This window comes from Mesorhizobium sp. M0189, from assembly GCF_040322135.1.
In the GTDB taxonomy this organism is placed as follows: domain Bacteria; phylum Pseudomonadota; class Alphaproteobacteria; order Rhizobiales; family Rhizobiaceae; genus Mesorhizobium.
Genome location: NZ_JAMYSW010000004.1, coordinates 1 through 18,042, shown reverse-complemented (window position 1 = coordinate 18,042; position 18,042 = coordinate 1). Strand labels below are relative to the sequence as shown.

Below are 18,042 nucleotides of genomic sequence, written 5' to 3'. Positions count from 1 at the left end.
TCAGGCCACCTTCTCCCGCATCTGGACCCTACCCGTGCGCAATCATGACGTGGCGGACGGCTGTGTAATCCTCCAGCGCATAGAGCGACATGTCCTTGCCGTAGCCGGATTGTTTCAACCCGCCATGCGGCATCTCGTTTGTCAGCATGAAGTGGGTGTTAATCCAGGTGCAGCCATATTGCAGGCGGGCGGCCGTCGCCATGGCGCGCGAAACGTCCTTGGTCCACACCGATGACGCCAGGCCATAGTCAGAGTCATTGGCCCAGTTCACCGCCTCGTCGACTTCGGAAAAACGGGTGACCGAGACCACCGGGCCGAACACTTCGCGGCGCACGATCTCGTCTTCCTGCAGCGCGCCGGCGACGACGGTCGGCTGGTAGAAGAAGCCGGAGCCCTCGCCCGGCTTGCCGCCCGTGGTAATCTCGATGTGCTTGAGCTCAGAGGCGCGCTCGACGAAGCTCGAGACGCGATCACGCTGGCGACGCGAAATCAGCGGGCCGATCTCGTTCTCGGTATCGTCGGGGCGATCATACTTGATGGTCGAGACCGCAGCGGAGAGGTCGGCGACAAGCTTGTCGTAGATCTTCTTGCCGGCGTAGATGCGGCAGGCGGCGGTGCAGTCCTGGCCGGCATTGTAATAGCCGAAGGCGCGCAGGCCGTTGACCACCGCACCGAGATCGGCGTCATCGAACACGATGACCGGCGCCTTGCCGCCGAGCTCGAGATGTGTGCGCTTGACCGATTTGGCGGCGGCCTGCAGCACCTTCTTGCCGGTGGCGACGTCACCGGTGATCGAGATCATGTTGACCTTCGGGTGGTTGATCAGCGTGTTGCCGACACTGTCGCCGCGGCCGAGCACGACGTTGACGACGCCTTCCGGCAGGATATCGGCAAGGATTTTCGCCAGCTTCAGCGCGGTCAGCGGCGTCTGTTCCGACGGCTTGAAGACGACGGTGTTGCCGCCGGCAATCGCCGGCGCCAGCTTCCAGGCCATCATCATCAGCGGATAGTTCCACGGCGCGATCGACGCGACAACGCCGATGGCGTCGCGGCGGACCATCGAGGTGTGGCCGGGAATGTATTCGCCGGCGACCTGGCCGGGCATCGAGCGGACCGCACCGGCAAAGAAGCGGTAGCAGTCGACGATCGCCGGGATCTCGTCATTGAGCACGGCATTGATCGGCTTGCCGCAGTTCAGCGCCTCGAGCGTCGCGAAATCCTTTGCCGCGGCCTCGATGCGATCGGCGATCTTCAGGAGATAGCCGGCGCGCTGCGCCGGTGTTGTGCGGGACCAGGTGACGAACGCTTTTTCCGCGGCAAGCACTGCTGCCTCGATCTGCGCCGGGCTGGCCTCGGGCAGGTTGACGATGGTCGCCCCGGTCTTCGGGTTGAGGATCGGTTCCTCGGTCTCGGTGCCTTTTTCGAATTTCGAGCCGATCAGCATCTGCGTGTCCATGGAAGTCTCTCCCTTATGAACGAGATCATTTGCCCGAACCGGCGATCTGGTCGCCGTCGCGGGTCAGGTAATAGGCAGCGAGGATGGGAAGCAGCGTCACCAGCACCACGACCATCGCCACGACATTGGTGACCGGACGCTGGCGCGGACGGATCAACTCTTCGAGCATCCAGATCGGCACCGTTTGCTGCTGGCCGGCGGTGAAGGTGGTGACGATGACCTCGTCGAAGGACAGCGCAAAGGCCAGCATGCCGCCGGCCAGCAGCGCGGTTGCGATGTTGGGCAGCACGACATGCCGAAAGGTCTGGAAACCGTCGGCGCCGAGGTCCATCGACGCCTCGATCATCGAGCCGGACGTGCGGCGGAAACGGGCGACCGCATTGTTGTAGACGACGACCACGCAGAAGGTGGCGTGGCCGAGCACGATCGTCCAGAACGAGAACGGGATTTCGGCCAGCGCGAACGCCGAGCGCAGCGCGATGCCGGTGATGATGCCGGGCAGCGCGATCGGCAGGATCACCAGCAGCGAGATGGTTTCGCGGCCGAAGAATTGTGTGCGGGACACGGCGGCGGCGCACAGCGTGCCGAGGACCAGCGCGATGGCGGTCGAGATCGCCGCGACCCGTACAGACAGCGACAGCGCCTGCCAGACGTCGGGGCGGTTCCAGGTGACGGCGAACCATTGCGTGGTCAGGCCCGGCGGCGGCCAGACGAAGCTCTTCTCCTCGGTGGTGAAGGCATGGACGAAGATCAGCAGAATCGGCAGGTGCAGGAAAAGCAGGCCGCCGGTGGCAGCGAGCTTCAGGCCGATCGGCGCGGATGGGCCACGGTCAGAGCGCATCGAAAGCCCCCATGCGCTTGGCGCCCCAGAGATAGAAGCCCATGATGACGATCGGCACCACGGTAAAGGCGGCGGCGAGCGGGATGTTGCCGGCGGTGCCTTGCTGCGAATAGACGGCCTGGCCGATGAACAGCCGCGAGGTGCCGATGATCTGCGGGATGATGTAGTCGCCGAGCGTCAGCGAGAAAGTGAAGATCGAGCCGGCGACGATACCCGGCAATGCCAGCGGGAACAGCACGTTGCGGAAGGTCTGGCCGGGTGACGCACCGAGATCGGAAGAAGCCTCGACCAGATTGCCCGGCACGCGCTCGAGGGCCGCCTGCACCGGCAGGATCATGAACGGCAGCCAGACATAGACAAAGACGATGAAGGTGCCGGTGGACGATACCGACAGCGAGTTGCCGCCGACGATCGGCAGCGATAGCCAGGCATCAAGCAGCCACAGAAGATGCAATTTGGCCAGCAGCCACGTCAGGATGCCTTCCTTGGCGAGGATCAGCTTCCAGGCATAGATCTTGACCAGGTAGCTCGACCACAGCGGCAGCATGACGCCGAGATAAAACAACGCCTTCCAACGGCCGCGCGCATAGCGCGCCGCGTAATAGGCGATGGGAAAGGCAATGACCGCCGACGCAAACGTCACCAGCGCCGCCATCGTCACCGTGCGCAGGATGATGTCGAGATTGGCGGCCTGCAGCAGGTCGCCATAAGTCTTCAGCGTGAACTCGCGGTTGATGAGGCCGGAGAACTCGTCGATCGAGAAGAAGCTCTGCAAAAGCAGCGCGAACAGCGAGCCGATATAGACGATGCCGAGCCAAAGAACCGGCGGCAGCAGCATGAGCAGAAGCAGGAGTTGGGGCCGGCGCCAGAAGAGGTCGGAGAGCGCGCCGCGCAGGCCGCCGCTTCCCGGCAGGATGGCGGGGGTCGTGGCCCGCGGCATGGCGGCGTCCAGGCTCATCCCAACTCGTCCATCAGATGCAAATGCTCGCGGTTGAAGGTGAGCACCACCGCCTCGCCTTCCCGGGGCAAGGCAGCACCCGCCGGCACGATGGCATGCAGCCGCAAGCCTTCGGCATCGAGCGCCAGTCTTATCGTCGCGCCGAGATAGTTGGTCGACACCAGGCGAGCCGCAACGCCGTCGCCCTTGGCCGCCCGGCCGATGCGAATGGATTCAGGGCGCAGGCTGCCCCAGCGATGCTGGCCGGCATAGCGCTGGACGAAATCCGGCGGCAGTACGTTGGACGAGCCGACGAAATCGGCGACGAAGCGGGTCTTGGGGCGCTGGTAGATGTCTTCCGGCGTGCCGATCTGCATGATCTTGCCGTCGTTGAAGACGGCGACGCGATCGGCCATCGACAGCGCCTCGCCCTGGTCATGGGTGACGAACACGAAGGTGATGCCGAGCGCCTTCTGCAGCGATTTCAACTCCTCCTGCATGTTCTCGCGAAGCTTGAGGTCGAGCGCGCCGAGCGGCTCGTCGAGCAACAGCACCTTGGGCTGGTTGACCAGCGCACGGGCGAGCGCGACGCGCTGGCGCTGGCCGCCGGAAAGCTGGCCAGGGCGACGCGCGCCGTAGCCGGGAAGCCGCACCAGCGCCAGCGCTTCTTCCGCCGCCTTTTGCCGCTCCGGTCTGCCGACGCCCTTGACCATCAGCCCATAGGCGACGTTGTCGAGCACGTTGAGATGCGGGAACAGCGCATAATCCTGGAACACGGTGTTGACGTTGCGGCGATAGGGCGGCACGCCCTCGGCGCGTTCGCCGAAGATCGAGATCGAGCCCGCCGTCGGCTGCTCGAACCCGGCGATGAGGCGCAGGCACGTCGTCTTGCCCGAGCCGGAAGGCCCGAGCATGGCGAAGAACTCGCCCGGCACGATGTCGAGATCGACCGCGTCGACGGCACGCACGCTGCCGAAATGGCGGGAGACTTTTTGGAAAGAAACGGCGGAGGTCATGGGTTGTCCTGATCTGTCAGGCTCATCAAATTCAGGGTAGCGCTGCCCCTCATCCGCCTGCCGGTACCTTCTCCCGTAGTGGACGGGGAGAAGGGAGGCGCTCCAACGCTGGCGACCCCCCGTTCTTCACGGGGAGAGGGTAAGGGTGAGGGGCAGCGCCGAGCTTCGTAGGTGAGACGAACTCACCGTCCGCCGATGACGCCGATATAGTCCGACACCCAGCGGTAATAGGGCACGCACTGGTCGTTCTGGGTGGCGCATTTCGAGACCGGCGTCTTCCAGAACTTGATCTTGTCGAAATTGTCGTAGCCGTTGGTCTTGCAGCCCTCTTCGCCGAGCAGTTCGTTGCCCTTGCAGGCGGCGGGCACCACCGGCAGCGAGCCGAACCAGGCGGAGACGTCGCCCTGCACTTTCGGCGACAGCGAATGCTCAATCCACATGTAGGCGCAGTTCGGGTGGGCCGCATCGGCCTCCATCATGGTGGTGTCGGCCCAGCCGGTGACGCCCTCCTCGGGAATGGTCGAGGCGACCGGCTTCTTGGCCGCGATCAGCGTGTTGACCTGATAGGGCCATGAACCGGAGGCGACGACGCCTTCGTTCTGGAAATCGTCGACCTGGATGGCAGCGTCATGCCAGTAGCGTCCGACCAGCGTACGCTGGACGCGCAGCAGGTCGAGCGCAGCCTTGTACTGGTCCTCAGTCAGTTCGTACGGATCCTTGATGCCGAGCTCCGGCTTGTGGGCCATCAGGTAGTTGGCGGCATCAGCAATGTGGATCGGCCCGTCATAGGCCTGGACGCGGCCCTTGTTCGACTTGCCGTCGGGTAGCTTCATTTCCTCGAACACGATGTTCCAGCTCTTCGGCACCTCCTTGAACACTTCGGTGTTGTACATCAGCACATTCGGCCCCCATTGGTACGGCACGCCGTAATGGACACCGCCGACGGTGAACCAGGGCGCATCCTTCAGCCGGTCGTCGACCGTCTTCCAGCTCGGGATGAGGTCGGTGTTGATCGGCTGGACGCGCTTGCCCGCAACCAGGCGCAGCGAGGCGTCGCCCGAGGCAGTGACAAGGTCGAAACCGCCTTCGTTCATCAACGAAACCATCTCGTCGGAGGTGTTGGCGGTCTTGACGTTGACCTTGCAGCCGGTTTCCTTCTCGAACGACGTGACCCAATCATAGCCCTTGTTGGTTTCGCCGCGCTCGATATAGCCCGGCCAGGCGACGATATTGACCTCGCCTTCACCCTTGCCCAGCTCCTTGACCTGGGCGATGGCCTGGCCGGAGAAGGTCAGCGCGACCGTCAAGGCAGTGCATGATTTCAGCAATGAATTCATCGTCGATCTCCCATTTTGCATGACCCCGAAACCGGTTTCGGTTTTCGGAAGAAGATCATGCGCCCGTTCAAAAACGTTGGATGCGCGGCTCTGAAGGGCCGTGCTCCGGCGGCAGCTTTGTTCCCTGGCCGAAAAGTGCTGCGAAATTTCCGGTTTCGCAAATTCATTTATCAGAAAGCCGATATCGGTTTTTCCGATACATCAGCGGCCGATCTTCTCGGGCCGTTGGCGCACCATGCGCTGCGACTGGGCAAGTCCGATGAAGTCGCGCGCCGCCTGCGGCAGGCCGGAGCCGCGCCGCCAGACCATGCCGACCTGGACGACCGGCAACGATCCCGAAATATCGCGCGATTCGATGCGGTCGCCTTCTAGCGACCATGGCCGGTAGACCAGGTCCGGCAGCAGCGCAACACCGGCGCCCGTGGCGACGAGGCTGCGCACCGCTTCGACCGAGCGGGTGCGGAATGCGACGTGCGGTTTGGCGCCGATCGCCGTCAGCAGCTTTCCGGTATTCTCCTCGATCTCGTCGACGGTCAGCATGATCAGCGGTTCCGGGGCGATATCGCCGATGCCGATGATGTCGGCACCGGCCAATGGATGGCCGAGCGGCAGCCACAGCCGGTAGGCCGAGACTTCGAGGATTTCGGACTGCAGCGCCGTGCGGTCGCGCAGGTTCGAGGTGACCATGACCGCAATGTCGAGCTTGCCGCCGATCAACAGGTGCTCGAGATAGTCGCCATTGTCTTCGATCGCCGAGACCTCGACACCTGGATAGGCGCGGCGATAGCGGGCAAGAAGATCGGACAGCACATAGCCGGCGACCAGCGAGGTGACGCCAAGTTGCAGCCGCCCGCTTGCCGCGATCTGTTCGCCGAAGAAGGCGCGGCGCGCATCGGAAACGTCGGCAAGGATCTTCCTCGCATGGCGCAGGAACTGGTGGCCCTTGTGGGTGATGTTCAGCCCGCGCGGGTGGCGCTCGAACAGCTCGACGCCGAGATCGTGCTCCAGCTCCTTGATCGCCTCGGTGACCGAGGATTGCGAGATCGACAGATTCTGGGCGGCGCCCGACACCGTGCCTTGCTCGGCGACGGCGATGAAGAACTGCAATTGGCGGATGGTGAAAGCCATGGCCGGACTAAACACGGCAGAGGCGGCGCTGGGAAGTGGGTGCTGGTGCCGTTCTCCCGATAGAGCTCAGTCCTCGCTTCCGCCATCCTCAATGCTGAGCCGCGCGCCGGCCTGGGCAAGGGCGGCGGCGATGTCATGCGGCGGCGGCCGGTCGGTCGCGAGTTCGGAAAAGCCGTCGAAGCCGCAGACCTGAACCAGACCCTGCCGGCCGAATTTGCTGTGGTCGGTGACGACAAGCGAACGCTGGCCGCGCGACAGCACCATGCGGGCGAACTCAGCCTCTTCGAGGTCATAGTCCATGACACCCGTGATGGCATCGACCGCGCCGGTCGAAATCACCGCGTGGCTGACGGAGAAGCGGCTGACGAATTCGATGGCTGAGACGCCGAAAGCAGCACCGGAATCGCTGCGCAGCTCGCCGCCGGCCATATAGACCTTGTTGCCGTTGACGGTGGCCAGCGTGCGGGCGATGTCGGAGGAATTGGTGACGACCGTCAGCCGCCGGTGGCCGAGCAGCTCGCGGGCCAGGAAGCTCGTGGTCGTGCCGGTGTCGAGCATGATCGACTCGCCGTCGCGGATGGTGGCAGCGACCATGCGGGCAATTGCCCGCTTGGCATCGGCGTTCTCACGCATGCGCCGCTCGAACGGCGCTTCGCCGGCAATCGACGGCAGGCCGACGGCGCCATGCATCTTGAGGATGGAACCATCGCTGGTCAGTGGCTTGACATCGCGGCGTACCGTCTCCAGCGAGACGCCCAGCCGGTCAGCCAGGCTGGCAATGGTGACGGTGCCTTCCTCCTTGAGGAGGCGCAGGATTTCGCCATGCCGCTTCGAGTGGCCCATCGGTTCCAACCGGTCGAATTGTTGCACCATTGACCGTTTCTACGGCATAAATGCCACTTACTCCAACATATTTCGCAACATTCGGGCAAAAAAGCAGAAAACACCACAATTTCGCGTTGACAACGTCTCCAGCCTGGCGCGACATTATCGCTGTGACAGGCCCGGAACGGAGGCCGACGGCTGAGCCGCACGAAAAATCGCCTGCCTGAACGCCTGGGAAATCCTCGGGTGCGAGGGAACCGAAATCTAGGATCCGCGGGGGCGGATGCCGGCGTCGAAGAACCCGGCACAAAGGGGCTCGTCGGTGCGGTGCGGGATACCGATCCCGAGATCTGCACCGACGAGATCTTCGTGTTGCCTCCATTCCTCCGTCCGATTGTCATCGCTGGCCAGCCATGACATGCGTGGAAAATTGACCCAATGTTGGACGAGATCGTGACTGTCGAAGACCGCATCCGTGCGCTGCCTTGCTGGACCGGCAGCATCGACATTGCGCCGCTGCCGGGCGGCCTGAGCAATGCCAATTATCTGGTCAAGGACGCGGCCGGGCGGCATGTCGTTCGCCTCGGCCAGGACTATCCGTTCCACCATGTCTTTCGCGAGCGCGAGATGATGACCGCGCGGGCAGCACACGCGGCAGGCTTCGCTCCGGCGGTCCGCTACACCGGACCCGGCGTCATGGTGACGGAGTATCTCGGCGCCAAGGCCTATGTCGCGCAAGACGTGCGCGCCGATCTCGGCCGCGTCGCCGCGTTGCTGCGCGGTTTCCACCGGGAGATGCCCGGTCATGTCTCCGGCGCCGGCTTCATGTTCTGGGTATTCCACGTCATTCGCGACTATGCGCGCACGCTGGAGGAAGGCGGCAGCCGCAAGCTGGGCGAATTGCCACGCCTGCTGACGCTGGCGGACGAGCTCGAGCGCGCGCAAAAACTGCTGCCGATCGTCTTCGGCCACAACGATCTTCTGCCGGCTAACATAATCGATGACGGTCACAGGCTATGGCTCATCGATTTCGAATATGCCGGCTTCAACACCGCGATGTTCGACCTTGCCGGCGCGGCTTCCAATGCCGGCATGAGCGACGAGGAATCCTTCGCCTTCCTGACCGCCTACTTCATGAAGGAGCCGGACGAAGCGATACGGCGCTCGCACGCCGCCATGCAATGCGCGTCGCTGCTGCGCGAGGCGATGTGGGGCATGGTTTCCGAGCTTTACCTCGACGCCCCCGGTGTCGACTACGCCGCCTATACCGACGAAAACCTGGCGCGGCTCGAAGACGCCCTGGAAAACTACAGGACAAAATACGGGACGCGGACATGACCTTGCCCGCCCAGGCCGGCATCGTCGTCATCGGCGGTGGCATCATCGGCTGTTCGACGGCCTATCATCTGGCGCGCGACCACAAGGCCGAAATCGTGCTGCTCGAACAGGGCAAACTGACCTCGGGCTCGACCTGGCATGCTGCTGGGCTGGTCGGCCAGCTGCGCTCGTCGGCGTCGATCACGCGCGTGCTCAAATATTCGGTCGATCTCTACAAAGGGCTGGAAGCCGAAACCGGCCTTGCCACCGGCTGGAAGATGACCGGCTGCCTGCGGCTAGCCACCAATGCCGACCGCTGGACCGAGTATAAGCGGCTGGCAACGACGGCAAAGAGTTTCGGCATGGACATGCATCTGCTGTCGCCGACCGAGGTCAAGGAAATGTGGCCGCTGCTGGAAACCGGCGACCTCGTCGGCGCTTCCTGGCTGCCGAGCGACGGGCAGGCAAGCCCTTCCGACATCACCCAGTCGCTGGCCAAAGGCGCGCGTATGCACGGCGCAAAATTGTTCGAGGAGGTGCGGGTCACCGGCTTCGAAATGACCAACGGCCGGATCGTCAAGGTTAGGACGAACAGGGGCGACATCGCCTGCGACAAGGTTGTGAACTGCGCCGGGCAATGGGCGCGGCAGGTGGGTGCGCTGGCCGGCGTCAACGTGCCGCTGCAGCCAGTGAAGCACCAGTACATCATCACCGATAGGATCGAGGGGTTGGCGACCGACGCGCCGACAATTCGCGACCCCGACCGCCGCACCTATTTCAAGGAGGAGGTCGGCGGGTTGGTGATGGGCGGTTACGAGCCGAACCCGCAGGCCTGGACGACCGGTCTACCCGCCGGCGATGTGCCGGACGATTGGGAGTTCCGGCTGTTCGACGACGATTACGATCATTTCGAGCAGCATATGAGCCAGGCGATCGAGCGTGTCCCGGCGCTCGCCAATGTCGGCGTCAAGCAGATGATCAACGGTCCGGAGAGCTTTACGCCGGACGGCAATTTCATCCTCGGTGTGGCGCCGGAATGCCCCAATATGTTCGTCGGCGCCGGCTTCAATGCCTTCGGCATTGCGTCCGGCGGCGGCGCCGGTTGGGTGCTGGCGCAATGGGTCGTCGACGGCGAGGCGCCGCTCGATCTGTGGGTGGTCGACATCCGCCGCTTCTCCGACCTGAACCGCGACCGGCAATGGGTCGGCGACCGCACGCTGGAAGCCTATGGCAAGCACTACACGATCGGCTTCCCGCACGAGGAATATGTCACCGGCCGGCCGTGCATCGTCTCGCCTTTATACGAGCGGCTGCAAAAACATCGCGCCGTGTTCGGCTCGAAACTCGGCTGGGAGCGGCCGAACTGGTTCGCGCCGGAAGGCATCGAGCCGAAGGACGTCTATTCGATGGGCCGGCAGAACTGGTTTTCACCCGTCGGCGACGAGCACCGCCACGTGCGCGAAAAGATCGGCATTTTCGACCAGTCGTCTTTCGCCAAATACGAAATGACCGGCGCCGACGCGCTGAAGGCGCTGGACTGGATCTGCGCCAACGACGTTGCCAAGCCGGTCGGCCGGCTGACCTACACGCAGCTCCTCAACACGCGCGGCGGCATCGAGGCCGATTTGACCGTGGCGAGGCTCGATGAGGAGAAATTCTACATCGTCACCGGCACCGGTTTCCGCACGCATGATTTCTGCTGGATTGCCGATCATATCGGCAGCGAGTTCGACGTGACGCTGACCGACGTCACCGAGGAGTTCGGCACATTGTCGCTGATGGGGCCGCGCGCCCGCGACGTGCTGTCAGCGGTGACCGATGCCGACGTCTCGAACGCCGCCTTTCCGTTCGGCCATGTTCGCGAGATCGCCATTGCCGGCCACGTCATTCGGGCACTGCGCGTCACCTATGTCGGCGAGCTCGGCTGGGAGCTGCATGCGCCGATCGCGGCGACGGGCGAGGTTTTCGACGCGCTGATGACGGCGGGCGCTGTCCACGACATTCGCCCGGTCGGCTATCGGGCGCTGGAATCGCTGCGGCTGGAAAAAGGTTACCGCGCCTGGGGCGCCGATATCACGCCCAACGACACGCCGCAGGAGGCCGGCCTCGGCTGGACGGTGAAGCTCAGGAAGAACACCGATTTCCTCGGCCGGCGGGCGCTTGAAAAGCTCGACGGCGCGGCGCTCAGGAAACGTTTTGCCGGCTTCACAGTCGATGATCCGGATATCGTGCTGCTCGGGCGTGAGACCATCCTGCGCAATGGCGAGGCCGTCGGTTATCTCACCAGCGGCGGCTATGGCTACACCGTCGGCAAGAACATCGGCTACGGCTATGTGCGCAATGCCGATGGCGTCGGCGATGATTTCCTCACCTCCGGCGATTACGAGCTGGTGGTGGCGATGGAACGGACGCCGGCTAAAATCCACCTCGAGCCGCTTTACGATCCGGCGGGAGCAAAGGTGAAGGCCTAGAGCCTTCCGGTTTCAGCCTCAGTTCACGATGAGCACCAGCCCCCGGCTGGGCACCGTATCGGCCTCGCCTGGCATCGAGACATAGGGCGGCGTCTCCTCGGCGCGGGTGACGGTGCCTTGCGCCTCGAGCTCGGCGATCCGCGCGGCAAAACCCGCATCCCACAGCGTGTTCTTCACCGTCAGCACGATCACCCCGCCCGGCCGGCAGATGCGGATCAGCTCGTCCAGACCCTCGGCCCCGACATGGCCGGACGTGAAGACGCCGGCTGAGATGATCCCGGCATAGGCATCGTCCACGAAAGGCAGCGGCGCGCCAAGCGCCAGGCAATGAAGGGCCGAATAGACGCCTTTGCGCGCGGCTTGCGCCAGCATGCCTTCCGAAATGTCGAGCGCCTCGACCTGCGGATAACCGGTGATGGCAAGCCATTCGCCGATGAGCCCGGTGCCTGCGCCAGCATCGAGGAGAGGAGCGGCGCCGCGCGGCAGATGGCGGGCCAGCAAGGCAAGGCAGATGGTCGGATGGCGATAGCCGGCCGCCGACATGTCGGCGTCATAGGTGCCGGCCCAGCTGTCGTAGAGCGCCGCGACGTCTTCCGGTCGCTTCGCCGCATAGGCTGCGGCGAGCGCGCTCTGCTGTTTGCTGTCCGTCATCGCTTTCCGTCGCCTGGTATCGATCTGCGACGCGATCATAGCCAAACGGCGAAAACTGTGGAACCGTCGTCGCGACAATAAAGACTGGAAAAGGAGCGAAAGCCATGGCGGACGACCAGGCACGCGCCGCACTTGCGGCCATTCCGATGCTGGCCGGTTATGACGGCCCGCTGGAACGGCTCGGCGGCCTGACCAACCTCGTCTTCAGGGGTAAGGATTTCTGCCTGCGTATCCCCGGCAAGGGTACCGAGGAATACATCAACCGCGCCAACGAGGCAGTGGCGGCGCGGGAAGCGGCGAAGGCCGGCGTCAGCCCGGAAGTGCTGCATGTCGATGCCGAGACCGGCGTGCTGGTGACCCGCTTCATCGCCAGCGCCGAGACGATGTCGCCGGAAAAATTCAAGACCCGACCGGGCAGCCCGGCACGCGCCGGCAAGGCCTTTCGCAAACTGCACACATCCGGCGCGGTGTTCCCCTTCCGCTTTGAACTGTTTGCGATGATCGATGATTATCTGAAAGTGCTGTCGACCAAGGACGTCGCCCTGCCTGCCGGCTACCACGATGGGGTCCGCGAAGCGGAAACCGTGCGCTCGGCACTTGCGGCTCATCCTCTGCCAATCGTCGCCTGCCACTGCGATCCGCTCTGCGAAAACTTTCTCGATACGGGCGACAGGATGTGGATCGTCGACTGGGAATATTCCGGGATGAACGATCCGCTCTGGGATCTCGGCGACCTCAGCGTCGAAGGGCAATTCGACGCCGCGCAGGACGAGGAGATGATGCTGGCCTATTTCGGCGGCGAGCCGAGACCGGCGGAGCGCGCCCGCATCGTCATCTACAAGGCGATGTGCGACCTGTTGTGGACGCTGTGGGGCTTGATCCAGCTTGCCAACAAAAATCCGGTCGACGATTTCCGCGCCTACGCCGACGGCCGCTTCGCGCGCTGCAAGGCACTGATGGAGACGCCGGAATTTTCCCGGCATCTCGCGGCGGTGCGCCGGGGTTAATTCACACCCTTCGGCACGTTTTCGGGCGGCACCGTGTCGACCACCTTCTGGCGGTGGAAGATGAACAGGCCGGCCAGCACGACAATGGCCGAGCCGACCAGGATGCGTGGCCCAGGCACATCGCCGAAGAAGGCCGAGCCGAAGATCACTGCCCACAACAGCAGGCTGTAATGCAGCGGCGCCAAGGTCGAGGCAGGCGCAAGCTTCAATGCCCTAGTGATCATCAGATGCGCGCCGCAGGAGACAATGCCGAGAAGCAGCATGGCGCCGAAATCGAGCGAGGACGGCGTCTTCCAACTGCCGATGGTCAACGCAGCGCCGACCAGCAGCGTGCCGATGGTTTGCCAGGTGACCAGCGAGGTGTCGCTGGTGCCGCGCAGTCGCCGGTTGAGGATGATGGCGAAGGCAAAGGAAATGCTGCCGGCGAGCGCGAACATCGACGACAGCGAGAACGCGGCCGAAGACGGCTTCAGCATGATCAGCACGCCGCAGAAACCGACCAGGATAGCCGCCCAGCGGCGCCAGCCGACCCTTTCGCCAAGCAAGAAGTGCGACAGCGCCGCGACATAGATCGGCCCGGCCATGTAGAAGCTCATCACGTCGGCGAGCGGCAGATAGACGACCGCCGCGTAGAACAGCGCCGTGTCGAGCGTCGTCATCACCACGCGCAGCAGCTGCAGCTCCGGCCGCTCCATGCGAAACAGCTTGGCCGCACCCTGATGTGCAATCATCGGCCCGAGTATGAAAAAGGCGCCGATCGAGCGGATCAGCACGACCTGGCCGACGGAAAAACTGGCGACCAGCCACTTGCCCATCGCGTCGTTCAAGGCAAACAGGAAATCGCCGGCGAGCATCAGCAGGATGCCGGCCAGCAGCACGTTCCTGATCGTCGAGTTCTGGGCTGCGGGCTGCGCCATTCCGTTACCGGTTCCTCGCCGTGGCTACGGTGACCCGCGTCGTAGTCGCTAGCAGCGGCCGTGACGAGGCGAAAATCGAGAATTCGGTAAGACCAGCGCCGGAAATCGGCTGGTCTAAGCGTGGCGCCGATTCACGGTGCCCGGCCTTCCGGCGATCGAAAGCCGCGTGTCCTGCCGGCTCCGCTCGGCCACCACCTTGCCTTTGGCAATGACGCAGAGCCGCTCGGGGCGCAGGCGCAGCGCCTCGAGCGGGTTGCCGGCATCGAGAACGACCAGGCTGGCGCGCTTGCCGACGGCCAGGCCAAGGTGGTCGAGACCCATGATGGCGGCATTGACGTTGGTGACCATGTCGAAACAGCGCGCCATCTCGGCTGGGCTCGACATCTGCGCGACATGCAGGCCCATGAAGGCGACGTCGAGCATGTCTGCGGTGCCCAGCGAATACCAGGGGTCGAGCACGCAATCCTGGCCCCAGCCGACGCGGATCCCGTGCGCCAGCATTTCCTTGACCCGCGTCAAGCCGCGGCGCTTGGGAAAGGTGTCGTGGCGGCCCTGCAGCATGATGTTGATCAGCGGATTGGGGATCGCCGAAACGCCGGCCTCGGCGATCAGCGGCAACAGCTTCGAGACGTAGTAATTATCCATCGAATGCATCGAGGTGAGGTGCGAGCCGGCCACTCTGCCCTGCAATCCAAGCCGCTGCGTCTCATAGGCAAGCTGCTCGACGTGGCGCGACAGCGGATCGTCGGTCTCGTCGCAATGCAGGTCGACCATCAGGCCGCGCTCGGCCGCGATCTCGCAGAGCTCGGTGACGGAGCGCGTACCGTCGGCCATGGTGCGCTCGAAATGCGGGATGCCGCCGACGACATCGACGCCCATGTCGAGCGCGCGGGTGGTGTTGTCGCGCGCCGTCGGCGAGCGGTAAAACCCGTCCTGCGGGAAGGCGACCAATTGCAGGTCGATATACGGCGCAACCGTCTTCTTCACGTCGAGCAGCGCTTCCACCGCCAGCAGGCGATCGTCGCAGACATCGACATGGGTGCGGATGGCGAGCAGGCCCATCGACACCGCCCAGTCGCAATAGGCAAGCGCACGGTCGCGCACCGCCTCGTGGGTCAGAAGCGGCTTCAGCTCGCCCCACAGAGAAATGCCTTCGAGCAACGTGCCCGAGACATTGATGCGGGGAATGCCGAGCGAAAGCGTGGCGTCCATATGGAAATGCGGATCGACGAAAGGCGGCGAGACCAGATTGCCATGGGCATCGATCGCCGTGCCGGCGCTGATGTTGAGCTCAGGCTCGATCGCCGCGATCGTCTCGCCGACGATGCCGATATCGGCGATCCTGCCGTCGGGCAGCGTCCCGCCGCGCACCACAAGGTCGAAATCCATTTATCGCCACCTCGTTGAAGAATGATGCCTATTCCGGCACGTACCGCACCGCACCCTTGGCAGCACTGGTTGCCATCGCCGCATAGGCGCGCAAGGCCATCGTCACCTTGCGCTTGCGCTTTTCCTCGGGCTTCCAGGCAGCCGTTCCCTTCGCCTCCATCGCCGCGCGACGGGCGATGAATTCCGCGTCGTCGACAGCCAGCCGGATGGTGCGGTTGGGGATGTCGATCTCGATCGTGTCGCCTTCCCTGACCAGCCCGATCAGCCCGCCTTCCGCCGCTTCCGGCGAGACGTGGCCGATCGACAGGCCGGAGGTGCCGCCGGAAAAGCGCCCGTCGGTGATCAGTGCGCAGGCTTTGCCGAGACCCTTCGATTTAAGATAGCTGGTCGGATAGAGCATTTCCTGCATGCCGGGGCCGCCGCGCGGCCCTTCATAGCGGATGACGACGACATCGCCGGCCTTGACCTCGTTCGACAGGATCGCCTTGACGCTGGCGTCCTGGCTTTCGAACACTCTTGCCGGACCGGTGAATTTCAGGATCGATTCATCGACGCCGGCAGTCTTCACGATGCAGCCGTCGAATGCGAGATTGCCTTTCAGCACGGCGAGGCCACCATCCCTTGAGAAAGGATGTTCGGCCGAGCGGATGACACCTTTCTCGCGGTCGAGATCGAGATCATCCCAGCGGCGGTCCTGGCTGAACGCGACTTGCGTCGGCACGCCGCCGGGTGCCGCCAGGAAGAAATCGCGGACATTCTGGCTGGTGGTGCGCGAGATATCCCAGTGGTCGAGCGCTTCGCCGAGGCTCGCGGTGTGCACCGTCGGCAGGTCGCGGTTGATCAGCCCGGCGCTATCCAGCTGGCCGAGGATCGCCATGATGCCGCCGGCGCGGTGGACATCCTCCATGTGGACGTCGGCCTTGGCCGGAGCCACCTTGCAAAGCACCGGTACCCGCCGCGACAGCCGGTCGATGTCCTCCATGGTGAAGTCGACCTCGCCCTCATGTGCTGCGGCAAGGATGTGCAGCACGGTGTTGGTCGAACCGCCCATGGCGATGTCGAGCGTCATGGCGTTCTCGAAGGCGCCCTTCGAGGCGATGCTGCGCGGCAGCGCGGTGTCGTCGTCCTGCTCGTAATAGCGCTGGGCGAGATCCACGATCAGATGGCCGGCCTCGACGAACAGGCGCTTGCGGTCGGCGTGCGTCGCCAACGTCGAGCCGTTGCCGGGTAGCGAGAGGCCGAGCGCCTCGGTCAGGCAGTTCATCGAATTGGCGGTGAACATGCCCGAGCACGAGCCGCAGGTCGGGCAGGCCGAGCGCTCGATGATCTTGACGTCCTCGTCGGAGATCTTGTCGTCGGCGGCGGCGACCATGGCGTCGACTAGGTCGAGCGCCTGGCTCTTGCCGGCGAGCACCACCTTGCCGGCCTCCATCGGTCCGCCGGAGACGAAGACAGTCGGGATGTTGAGGCGCAGCGACGCCATCAGCATGCCCGGCGTGATCTTGTCGCAATTCGAGATGCAGACCATGGCGTCTGCGCAATGCGCGTTGACCATGTATTCGACGGAATCGGCGATCAATTCGCGCGACGGCAGCGAATACAGCATGCCGTCATGGCCCATGGCGATGCCGTCGTCGACGGCGATGGTGTTGAATTCTTTGGCGACGCCGCCGGCCTTCTCGATCTCGCGGGCAACCAGCTGGCCGAGGTCCTTGAGATGGACGTGGCCCGGCACGAACTGGGTGAAGGAATTGACCACGGCGATGATCGGCTTGCCGAAATCCGAATCCTTCATCCCGGTGGCGCGCCACAGGCCGCGGGCGCCGGCCATGTTGCGGTCATGGGTGGTGGTGCGGGAACGGTAGGCGGGCATTGAACTGTCCTTGCTGTCTGCGTCGCACCCAAAGGTGCGGAAAACCGGAATTGAGCCGCAGGCCTTATAGACGCCACGCTCTGGTCTGGCCACAATTTTGCGCTGCGCCAGGTAGCGGAACGAACGGCCAGCCAAAGACGCAGCCGGTCCAGACCGCAAAAAAGTCAGAGGTGCTGTCGGATCGTGTTTTACTCGAGCGTCCTTGGGCAGACGGCAGGAGCGGGGCATCAATCACCAGCCGGCCGTTTCGAAAGCAAACAAACCAGCCCGAGGAGCAAGAGAATGCAAAAGATCACCACCTGCCTGTGGTTCGACGACCAGGCCGAGGAGGCCATGAACCACTACGTTTCCATCTTCAAGAATTCGAAGGTGCTGAGCGTGATGCGCTGGCCCAAGGGCAGCGGCGATCGTGAGGGCAAGGTGCTGATGGTCTCATTCGAGCTCGACGGCGTTCCGTTCCAGGCCCTCAACGGCGGCCCGCAATTCAAGTTCACCGAGGCGGTCTCGCTCTCCATCGACTGCAAGACGCAGGAAGAGGTCGACTATTTCTGGGACAGGCTCATCGCGGGCGGTGGCGAGCCCAGCCAGTGCAGCTGGCTGAAGGACAAATTCGGCCTCTCCTGGCAGGTCGTTCCCGAGCAGCTGCCCAAACTGCTGTTGGACCCCGACAGGGAAAAGGCCGGCCGCGTGATGCAGGCGATGATGCAGATGACCAAGATCGACGTCGCCAAGATCGAAGAGGCGGCCAAGGCGTGAACGAACGCGATCTTCCCTTCTCCCCCTGTAAGGCAGGGCTATCGCATATGAGTGATGGCATTGATGAGATAGTCGTCGTTCCAGGCGCATTTCTTGATGCGATGGCTGATGGGAACTTTGG

The 18,042-nt window shown here is 63.8% G+C and carries 15 protein-coding genes; 4 read left to right on the top strand and 11 right to left on the bottom strand.

Annotation, left to right across the window (positions count from 1 at the left end):
- Positions 1–28: 28 nt before the first annotated feature.
- From NKJ09_RS08535 to NKJ09_RS08505, 7 genes are all read right to left on the bottom strand, one after another.
- Positions 29–1,456 (bottom strand): gamma-aminobutyraldehyde dehydrogenase, encoded by a 1,428-nt coding sequence (locus NKJ09_RS08535; protein WP_352495756.1) that lies wholly within the window; start codon positions 1,454–1,456, stop codon positions 29–31.
- Positions 1,457–1,481: 25 nt separating this feature from the next.
- Positions 1,482–2,297: an ABC transporter permease gene (locus NKJ09_RS08530; RefSeq protein WP_352495757.1), complete on the bottom strand. Its 816-nt coding sequence runs from the start codon at positions 2,295–2,297 to the stop codon at positions 1,482–1,484.
- Positions 2,287–3,237 (bottom strand): ABC transporter permease, encoded by a 951-nt coding sequence (locus NKJ09_RS08525; protein WP_023717950.1) that lies wholly within the window; start codon positions 3,235–3,237, stop codon positions 2,287–2,289. Before NKJ09_RS08525 ends, NKJ09_RS08530 begins: the two co-directional genes overlap by 11 nt.
- 14 nt (positions 3,238–3,251) lie before the next feature.
- Positions 3,252–4,250 (bottom strand): ABC transporter ATP-binding protein, encoded by a 999-nt coding sequence (locus NKJ09_RS08520; protein ID WP_352495758.1) that lies wholly within the window; start codon positions 4,248–4,250, stop codon positions 3,252–3,254.
- A gap of 182 nt (positions 4,251–4,432) precedes the next feature.
- Positions 4,433–5,587, bottom strand: coding sequence for an ABC transporter substrate-binding protein (locus NKJ09_RS08515; protein ID WP_352495759.1), 1,155 nt, complete (start codon positions 5,585–5,587; stop codon positions 4,433–4,435).
- 201 nt (positions 5,588–5,788) lie between these two features.
- Positions 5,789–6,715, bottom strand: a complete 927-nt coding sequence (locus tag NKJ09_RS08510) for a LysR family transcriptional regulator (protein ID WP_352495760.1) — start codon at positions 6,713–6,715, stop codon at positions 5,789–5,791.
- 66 nt (positions 6,716–6,781) lie between these two features.
- Entirely contained in the window at positions 6,782–7,558 is a 777-nt protein-coding gene (locus NKJ09_RS08505) for a DeoR/GlpR family DNA-binding transcription regulator (RefSeq protein ID WP_352495767.1), read from the bottom strand.
- Positions 7,559–7,993: 435 nt separating this feature from the next.
- Between NKJ09_RS08505 and NKJ09_RS08500 the strand changes: the two genes are divergently transcribed.
- Together NKJ09_RS08500 and NKJ09_RS08495 are read left to right on the top strand one after the other, a co-directional pair.
- The gene (locus NKJ09_RS08500) at positions 7,994–8,878 is read left to right on the top strand and encodes a phosphotransferase (protein WP_352495768.1); all 885 of its coding nucleotides are present in this window, start codon (positions 7,994–7,996) and stop codon (positions 8,876–8,878) included.
- Positions 8,875–11,328, top strand: coding sequence for a GcvT family protein (locus NKJ09_RS08495; protein WP_352495761.1), 2,454 nt, complete (start codon positions 8,875–8,877; stop codon positions 11,326–11,328). The genes NKJ09_RS08500 and NKJ09_RS08495 overlap by 4 nt, the downstream gene beginning before the upstream one ends.
- 18 nt (positions 11,329–11,346) lie before the next feature.
- On the opposite strand, the gene NKJ09_RS08490 is transcribed toward NKJ09_RS08495, so the two are convergent.
- Positions 11,347–11,979, bottom strand: coding sequence for a class I SAM-dependent DNA methyltransferase (locus NKJ09_RS08490; RefSeq protein ID WP_023717942.1), 633 nt, complete (start codon positions 11,977–11,979; stop codon positions 11,347–11,349).
- A 104-nt stretch (positions 11,980–12,083) separates the two neighbouring features.
- Here NKJ09_RS08490 and NKJ09_RS08485 point away from each other — a divergent pair, with 104 nt between their 5' ends.
- Positions 12,084–12,986 (top strand): phosphotransferase, encoded by a 903-nt coding sequence (locus NKJ09_RS08485; protein WP_352495762.1) that lies wholly within the window; start codon positions 12,084–12,086, stop codon positions 12,984–12,986.
- On the opposite strand, the gene NKJ09_RS08480 is transcribed toward NKJ09_RS08485, so the two are convergent.
- From NKJ09_RS08480 to ilvD, 3 genes are all read right to left on the bottom strand, one after another.
- Positions 12,983–13,903 carry a DMT family transporter gene (locus NKJ09_RS08480; protein WP_352495763.1) on the bottom strand — a complete coding sequence of 307 codons (921 nt, stop codon included), beginning with the start codon at positions 13,901–13,903 and terminating at the stop codon, positions 12,983–12,985. The genes NKJ09_RS08485 and NKJ09_RS08480 overlap by 4 nt on opposite strands.
- 114 nt (positions 13,904–14,017) lie before the next feature.
- Positions 14,018–15,292 (bottom strand): amidohydrolase family protein, encoded by a 1,275-nt coding sequence (locus tag NKJ09_RS08475; RefSeq protein WP_352495764.1) that lies wholly within the window; start codon positions 15,290–15,292, stop codon positions 14,018–14,020.
- 28 nt (positions 15,293–15,320) lie between these two features.
- On the bottom strand, positions 15,321–17,165 hold the full coding sequence (gene ilvD, locus NKJ09_RS08470) for a dihydroxy-acid dehydratase (protein ID WP_352762609.1): 1,845 nt from the start codon (positions 17,163–17,165) through the stop codon (positions 15,321–15,323).
- A gap of 282 nt (positions 17,166–17,447) precedes the next feature.
- Here ilvD and NKJ09_RS08465 point away from each other — a divergent pair, with 282 nt between their 5' ends.
- Positions 17,448–17,921: a VOC family protein gene (locus NKJ09_RS08465; protein WP_023717939.1), complete on the top strand. Its 474-nt coding sequence runs from the start codon at positions 17,448–17,450 to the stop codon at positions 17,919–17,921.
- Positions 17,922–18,042: the final 121 nt, after the last annotated feature.